Source organism: Microcystis sp. BLCC-F209 (assembly GCF_041928595.1).
Lineage (GTDB): Bacteria > Cyanobacteriota > Cyanobacteriia > Cyanobacteriales > Microcystaceae > Microcystis.
The window spans coordinates 1-7544 of record NZ_JBHFLL010000037.1; the positions used below are offsets into that span (position 1 = coordinate 1).

The 7544-nt window shown below is 44.0% G+C and carries 7 protein-coding genes and 1 tRNA gene; 2 read left to right on the plus strand and 6 right to left on the minus strand.

Going from position 1 to position 7544, the window contains the following annotated elements:
- Positions 1 to 327 precede the first annotated feature (327 nt).
- Positions 328 to 1725 (plus strand): SUMF1/EgtB/PvdO family nonheme iron enzyme, encoded by a 1398-nt coding sequence (locus ACE1AQ_RS02880; RefSeq protein ID WP_110545785.1) that lies wholly within the window; start codon positions 328 to 330, stop codon positions 1723 to 1725.
- A gap of 600 nt (positions 1726 to 2325) precedes the next feature.
- On the opposite strand, the gene ACE1AQ_RS02885 is transcribed toward ACE1AQ_RS02880, so the two are convergent.
- The 4 genes from ACE1AQ_RS02885 to ACE1AQ_RS02900 all read right to left on the minus strand — a co-directional run bounded on the left by ACE1AQ_RS02885 (position 2326) and on the right by ACE1AQ_RS02900 (position 6412).
- Positions 2326 to 2628, minus strand: coding sequence for a hypothetical protein (locus tag ACE1AQ_RS02885; RefSeq protein WP_008198589.1), 303 nt, complete (start codon positions 2626 to 2628; stop codon positions 2326 to 2328).
- A 293-nt stretch (positions 2629 to 2921) separates the two neighbouring features.
- Positions 2922 to 5444 carry a glycogen/starch/alpha-glucan phosphorylase gene (locus ACE1AQ_RS02890; protein WP_106908495.1) on the minus strand — a complete coding sequence of 841 codons (2523 nt, stop codon included), beginning with the start codon at positions 5442 to 5444 and terminating at the stop codon, positions 2922 to 2924.
- 198 nt (positions 5445 to 5642) lie between these two features.
- A complete protein-coding gene (locus ACE1AQ_RS02895) occupies positions 5643 to 5936 on the minus strand; it encodes an RNA-binding protein (protein WP_008198592.1) in 294 nt (97 codons plus the stop codon).
- Between the two features lie 221 nt (positions 5937 to 6157).
- Entirely contained in the window at positions 6158 to 6412 is a 255-nt protein-coding gene (locus ACE1AQ_RS02900; RefSeq protein WP_008198594.1) for a DUF3493 domain-containing protein, read from the minus strand.
- Positions 6413 to 6471: 59 nt separating this feature from the next.
- Here ACE1AQ_RS02900 and ACE1AQ_RS02905 point away from each other — a divergent pair.
- Positions 6472 to 6543, plus strand: a tRNA-Thr gene (locus tag ACE1AQ_RS02905).
- Positions 6544 to 6760: 217 nt separating this feature from the next.
- Here the strand turns inward: ACE1AQ_RS02905 and ACE1AQ_RS02910 are convergent.
- A complete protein-coding gene (locus ACE1AQ_RS02910; protein ID WP_106908496.1) occupies positions 6761 to 7264 on the minus strand; it encodes a hypothetical protein in 504 nt (167 codons plus the stop codon).
- Positions 7265 to 7303: 39 nt separating this feature from the next.
- A partial coding sequence (locus ACE1AQ_RS02915; protein ID WP_374807813.1) for a DUF4351 domain-containing protein occupies positions 7304 to 7544 on the minus strand: 241 nt, incomplete at its 5' end.

Here is a 7544-nt window from a genome sequence, read left to right on the forward strand (position 1 = left end):
CCAGGTTTGGTGGGTAAAATGTATTCTAGGATACAGTCCTGCTGGCGAGTGAGTGGAACGAACCACAAAGACACAAAGGACACAAAGATTGATCGATCATATTGTAAGTTAAACTGATCACACAGAACCTAGAAGAGCCAAATAACTGGAAGGTTGATACTTGGCTATGGATTTGGTAGCATGGCGGCGGAAAAAATGTGCTTATTATGGGCAAACCACAAATCTCTATCGGAATTCCCCTAGTTCCTCACCAGACCAAACCTCTAACCCCTAGAATCTGCTAAGTTACCTAGTAAATCAGTAGCGACTACACTGGTAGAAACCAAAGTGAAGAAGAAGTCAGAGATCCAAATTTTCCTAGCTCACGCTAGTGAGGATAAACCAGCAGTTTTGGCACTGTATAACCGCCTCAAGCAAGCGGGGTATAAACCTTGGTTGGATGAAGAAGACCTGATTCCGGGTCAAATTTGGCGAGATGAAATTCCGAAAGCGATTAAAGCTAGTCAGATTTTTCTGGCCTGTCTGTCAGCGAAATCGGCTAAACAGGGATACATCCAACGGGAGTTGAGGATTGCACTTGATACCTTGGGACAGATGCTACCGGGGACAATTTTTTTTATTCCTATGAGGTTAGAAGAATGCGAAATTCCTGATCTGCGAAGTGCAGAAGTTGGCTTGAATCTGCGAGATATTCACCGGCTTGATTATTGGAAAGAAAACGGATTTGAGCAACTAGAAAGAGCAATTACCTATCAGTTCAAGCTTGAACCAGAAGAGCTAAAACAATCGGTAATCGTTCCAAAAGAGCCAAAACAATCGGTAATCGTTCCAGAAGAGCCAAAACAACTGTTATCAGTATTTAACTTTGAGATCGTGGGAGTAAATGCGAAGGGTGAGCAAATCAAAAAAGAGTCGAAGCAGTCCCAATATTTCGCCCAAGATTTGGGCAACGGCATCACCTTAGAAATGGTTGCCATCCCCGGTGGCACATTCACGATGGGAACGGAAGACGAGGAAATCGAAAGACTGGTGAAAAAATTTAACTGGGACGGATTTAGATGGGAAAGACCTCAACATCGAGTAACCGTTTCTTCTTTCTACATGGGACGTTATCCCATCACCCAGGAACAGTGGAGAGCGATCGCCGCAACCGCTAAAATAGACATCGACCTAGAGACAAACCCTTCTAACTTCAAAGGGGATGAGCTACCCGTAGAAAGTGTCAACTGGTATCAAGCAACGGAATTCTGTAAACGACTATCAAGGGAAACAAAACAGGAATACCGACTACCGAGTGAAGCGGAATGGGAATACGCTTGTCGTGCTGGAACTACCACCCCGTTTTACTTTGGGGAAACCATTACCGGGGAATTGGCCAACTACAGGTCCAGGGAAACCTACGCCGATGAATACAAAGGAGAATATCGACAACAAACGACTCCCGTGGGACAATTTCCCCCCAATGCCTTCGGACTGTACGATATGCACGGCAATGTCTGGGAATCGTGCGCCGATACTTGGCATGATAATTATGATGGTGCGCCGACGGATGGCAGTGCTTGGATAGAAAATGGGGATGATAATCGTTCTCATCTGCGGGGCGGTTCTTGGGGCCTCAATCCTTATGTCTGCCGTTCCGCGTTTCGCTACTACGACGTCCGCCGCGTCAGCCGCTACTACAATGTCGGTTTTCGGGTAGTCTGCGTATTCGGGAGAACTCTGTAACCCTTTTTCCCTTTTTTTCCCTTTTTACCCTCATTCCCTATTTTTTCTTTTTCCTTTTTTTTCCCGCCCTTAGGCGGGTCGATTTTTTTGAGAAAATGGCGTTAATGTTAAATTCTATACTAAATCTGGTTATTAAAGACTGATTATTTATTCCCCTTTTGTCGTTTGCATGAGTAGAAAACGGGTTTCTCGGAGAAACCCGTTTTCTGTGCGTTACTCAAGAATTATCGGTTATCAGTTGGGAAGGTGGTGTTATATTATGGGTAGTAAAGTTGCTCAAAAACTTGAGATTTTTAACGTCTTCTTCTCCTAATTCATTAGAGCTTTTGAGAATTCTCAAACTATATTGATAATCTAACCCCAGAGCTACTGGGGCATTTTTGACTGTCTATCCTAACGATATTTGAGCCAATAACTGCCATCTTCTTGTTTCCACTGAGTCTTGACTGCTTCTGTATCTATCTTTCAGTTCCTCTGAACTTAGATGTTCGGCTAAGTAAGCTTTTTTGGGCATTTTATATCCTCGTCTTTACTGGTTTTATTATAACAGGATTTGGAATGAGACGTTCTGACACTTAGGTTGCGGAATCGGGGTGGCAATTAAGGATTACCCGAAATAACAAACCTACCCACTGCCACTAAAAACCCTCCTACCGCCGTAATTAAAATACCAATTAATGTCCAAATTTGAGCCTGTTGTGAACCTTTAATTGCCTTAACATCTTCCTTAACCGCATTGATCTCTCCTCGGAGGGAATTAATCTCCACCTTTAATACCTGTCTTTCCCCCTTAGCTTCTGTTAACTCAATTTTGATGTCTGTAACATCTTTTTGTAAATTCTCTAATTTGTGATTAATTTGGGCTAAAATTTCCCCTAGGTTTTGTTCAATTATCACCGACATTTGTATTTTTCCTCCTCCCTAAAACGCAAAAGTGTTGACCGAGTTTTTGGATAGCAAAGAATAATAAATTTCATCGTTTTCACAAAGCATTTTTGGGGCGACGGTTCTAGAATTCGGGCTCTTCTGGTTTCTGTGTGGAAACGAGGTCTATACTGATAGAATATCCGCGAAATAGCCCTAAAAGTCTTGCTCGATAAGCATTTCACGACTCCATAAGCAAAAATTATCACACAAAGTCGAGAAGAGCCGAATTCGGGCTAGTCAAGGACTAAACCCGAACTTGACCGAGTTTTTTAATCCTCTAAACTAATCTTGACCGGATTAACTTTCCAAATCTCTTGACAATATTCCCTGATCGTGCGATCGCTAGAGAATTTGGCCATACGAACCGAGTTGAGAATCGACATCCGCGTCCACTTGTCCCGATCGCGATAAGCTTCACTTACCTGTTCTTGACAATCAGCGTAGGATTGATAATCAGCTAAAAGCATATACTGGTCATCGTAGAGGAGAGAATCGACGATCGGTCTGAATAATTGCGTGTCACCATGGCTAAAATAACCACTCTTGATTCGATCGATCACTCCCTTCAATTCGCGATTATTTTTGTAATAGCTCATCGGTTCATAACCGTGGGCTTTCTTAGCATAAACTTCTTCTGCTGTCAAGCCAAAAAGGAAGAAATTTTCTGCCCCTGCTTCCTCGCGAATTTCGATATTAGCACCGTCCAGAGTCCCGATGGTGAGGGAGCCATTCATGGCAAACTTCATGTTACCGGTTCCAGAAGCTTCCTTACCCGCCGTGGAAATTTGTTCGGAAAGATCCGCCGCCGGATAGATGCGCTGACCCAAAGAAACGTTAAAGTTAGGCAGGAAAACCACTTTTAAACGACCTCTGACATCAGGATCCTTATTCACAATTTCAGCCACAGCATTAGTTAACTTAATAATTAACTTCGCCATAAAGTAGCCGGGGGCTGCCTTACCACCAAAGATAAAAGTGCGCGGCACAATATCGATCTGAGGGTTCTGTTTAATGCGATTGTAAAGGGCGATAATGTGCAGAACTGCCAGATGTTGGCGTTTGTATTCGTGAATCCGTTTTACCTGTACATCGAAAATCGAATTAACATCCACCTCGATATTGCGGGTTTTCAGCATATAAGCCGCTAAATCAGCCTTATTCGCCTGTTTAATTTCATACCAACGCTGACGAAATGCGGGATCATCAAGGTATTGTTCCAGTTTTCGCAATTCCTTCAGGTCTTTTAACCAATCATCGCCGATTTTTTCGGTAAATAGTGCCGATAATTGGGGATTGCTCAATAAAATCCAGCGGCGCGGGGTGACACCATTGGTTTTATTGTAGAATTTTTCCGGCCAGAGCATGGCAAACTCTTTCAGGGTGTCTTTTTGCAGCAACTCCGTGTGTAAAGCGGCGACTCCATTAATCGAGTGACTACCCACACAGGCTAAATTAGCCATGCGAATTTGTTTATTACCCCAACCAGCTTCTTCAACTATCGACAATTTGCCCAATAATTCCTCGTTATCGGGAAACCAAGTCCGCACATCGTCGAGGAAAAAGTGATTGATCAGATAGATAATTTCTAGATGTCGGGGCAGCAATTTCCCGATCAGATCCGCCGACCAACGTTCTAGGGCTTCTGGCAAGAGGGTATGATTGGTATAAGCGAAGGTTTTTTGGGTAATTGTCCAAGCTTTTGACCATTCTAAGCCGTTTTCATCCACTAACAAACGCATTAACTCAGCGATGGCAATGGCGGGGTGAGTGTCGTTCAGTTGAATAGCGGCCGTTTCGTGGAAGTTTTGCAGATTTTTGTGGTTTTTTAGGTGAATGCGAATTAAATCCTGCAGGGAAGCGGCCACAAAAAAGTATTGTTGGGCGAGACGTAATTCGCGACCGGCGGGGGTGTTATCGTTGGGATAAAGGACTTTAGAAATGGTTTCCGCGTCCATTTTTTCGGCCACGGATTGATCGTATAACCCAGCGTTAAAAGCTTCAAAATTAAAGGATTCACTCGCTTCTGCTTTCCAGAGACGCAAGGCATTAACCGTGTTGGTTTTGTACCCCGGGACCGGGGTATCGTGGGGAATGGCTAAAACCCGACGTTCCGGCAGCCATTGTACCCGTTCCTGTCCCTTATCATCGTGATAGATTTCCGTCCGGCCCCCCAGTTTTACTTCCACACTTTCATCGGGACGGGGTAGTTCCCAAGGATTGCCGAAGCGTAGCCAGTTATCGGGGATTTCCACCTGCCAACCGTCTTGGATGATTTGATGGAAAATGCCAAATTCGTAGCGGATACCGTAACCGATGGCGGGAATTTCTAGGGAAGCGAGGGAATCGAGGAAACAGGCCGCTAAACGCCCTAAACCGCCGTTTCCGAGGCCGGGATCCGGTTCCTGTTCGATAATTTCCTCAAAATCAAGACCTAATTCCTCGATCGTCTCTTTGATTAGGTCGTAAATACCCAAATTAGCGAGATTATTACCTAAATACCGCCCCATGAGAAATTCGGCGGAGAAATAGCAGACGAGTTTAACTTTTTCTTGTTTGTAGGTGTCGGTGGATTTCAGAAAACGACGCAGGAGACGATCGCGAACGGTGTAGGCAAGGGCGACATAGTAATTGTAGGGACTGGCATTGCTGCGGTTAACCCCTTGCAAATAAAATAGATTGTCCAGAAAAGCCCGTTTTAGGGTTTCGGGACTCATGCCCGTGCGATCGTCTTCGACTAAAGTGGGGCATTGAAGTGCTTCAAGCCCATCAGCTAGAGTATAGGTTGTCTCCATGGGTTTTTCTTGTCCATATATTCGGGAGTCGATCGCCGCTCAGATTCTGATGACGATATCCTTTATAGTTTACTTGTTAGCTTTGAGAGAGACCCAGACATTTAGATTTCTATTGGTTTTGAGGGGAACGGTGATCGCAATTGCCGACAAAAAAAGGGTGAACCCTGTCCACCCCCGACAATTATTCACAAAAAAAGCTTAATAGCGTTTTTTTCTGTCACCACCACCACCACTGAAGGGCGCGCGCGCTTCCCGCTCGCGGGCCTCGTTAACTTTAATTGATCGCCCCATCCAGTCAGCACCATCCAGTGCCTCAATTGCGGCGGTTTCCTGGGCTTTATTTTCCATTTCCACGAAGGCGAAACCGCGTTTGCGGCCCGTCTCGCGATCCACGGGAATATGAACCCTTTGAACCGTACCGTACTCCGCAAAGACGTCGGTTAGATCCTCTTGGGAAATCTCGTAAGAGAGATTACCAACAAAAATAGACATAATACTTGAATCCTCGATCAATACTCGAAACGGTGTGGAGACACAAAATTCAGGGAGAAGCCGAACAATACTAAAGTAAAAGACTTACCGAATTAATACTGAAAACGAACTTGAACACCAATCTTGACTCTCCCTCCGATCATAACACAGAAATATTGGAGTTAATGTTAACTTTTATTCTCCGGGGAAAGAGACCGTTTTGGCTATCAGCCGCTACTACCTCAACCGCCAGCTTTTTTTTCCCGACGAAATAACCAAATCATCAGGGCCACCACCCCGATTTGTAGGGCAAAATTGGGTAAGGCGGTGGCTACGTCCCTTGCTGCCGCTAATTGGGCCAGAAAAACCACCGCACCAATAAAACCAGAAGCACCTAAACCGAGATAGATAAACTGCCGCAGTCCTCGGTAGGGATTGGCCGCCTCCGCTTTCAAGCGGGCGTATTTTTGGGGATCGAGTCGAGGGGATTTGCTCATAAAAAAATTTTTCTAGCTGTGTATCTATTCTCCGTGATATAATCGGAAACTGGCAATGTGCCGATGTAGCTCAGTGGTAGAGTAGTTGATTCGTAATCAATTGGTCGTGGGTTCAAATCCCATCATCGGCTTGGGGTTTTACCTCCCGGAAGTTGACTCAGAAATACCAGTACAGTGGTTAAATGCCTTGATTTTGTTGCGGCTATGCCAAAACCCTCCTAGGCTAACGCCTTTGCTAGGGATTTGCTTAAACAGACTATTTTAGCACTAAACAAGAGGTAAAATAGTTAATTGACCGGGACGATCAGTCCCTCTTTCTGTCCAAAGCTGTGGGAAAAGATCAGCTAGTTACTGAAGAAAAGGTTGAATGATTTCTGCGATCGCCTGACGTTGGCAATCGTCATATCCCCAGCGTTCTAGAAAGACTTGATATTCTCCTTGTCCGCTGTTTAAACTGGTGGCTAGTTGTTGTAATTTTTCCCCCAAGGCTGGCGATAATAACTGCTTAATTAGTTGACCAGTTTTTTCTTGGACTTTCTCGGAACCTCGAGCGTTTTCTTCGTCTCCTTGACGGCGATGATAGATGACCATTGCCGTGGACATAGCCAGATTTTTAACTAATAATTCATTTACCAATGTCGGAGAAGTTTTTAAAGCAGTGATTACTTCTAAACTAGGATATTCCCTATAGGATAAATCGCTGGTTAAGTAAGTAACAAAAAATCCTCTAGCTCCATTTTCTGTTGAGACTAGATTGGTAAGTTTTTCAGTGATTGTATCGGTATCTAAAAACTCAATTTTACTTAGTAAATCTTGAGTTTGTTGGATAGCATTTTCAAAAGTTATACCCATAAAAATCAATAGCCTTCTGTGAAGTTTAAGAGAAAAATACTAAGCATCTAAAGCCTTTAACCAATTAGTTAAATCCTCCCCTGTCAAAAAATCAAATAAAGCTTCCCCCAGTCGTTCCAGATCATCAATGTTCAAGGTGATAATCCGACTCTCTAGAGCCACATCAATAGCTCCTAGCTTACGTTTAATCAGACGAATAATTAGATTTCTTTCTCTTGCTAAACCCTGTTCTAAACCCTGTTCTAAACCCTGTTCTAAACCCTGTTCTAAACCCTGTTCT

Coding starts and splice junctions, on each gene's coding strand:
- ACE1AQ_RS02900 (WP_008198594.1), bottom strand. CDS start 6,412: ATGAGCAAATCCCCTCGACTCGATCCCCAAAAATACGCCCGCTTGAAA.
- ACE1AQ_RS02895 (WP_008198592.1), bottom strand. CDS start 5,936: ATGTCTATTTTTGTTGGTAATCTCTCTTACGAGATTTCCCAAGAGGAT.
- ACE1AQ_RS02885 (WP_008198589.1), bottom strand. CDS start 2,628: ATGTCGGTGATAATTGAACAAAACCTAGGGGAAATTTTAGCCCAAATT.
- ACE1AQ_RS02910 (WP_106908496.1), bottom strand. CDS start 7,264: ATGGGTATAACTTTTGAAAATGCTATCCAACAAACTCAAGATTTACTA.
- ACE1AQ_RS02890 (WP_106908495.1), bottom strand. CDS start 5,444: ATGGAGACAACCTATACTCTAGCTGATGGGCTTGAAGCACTTCAATGC.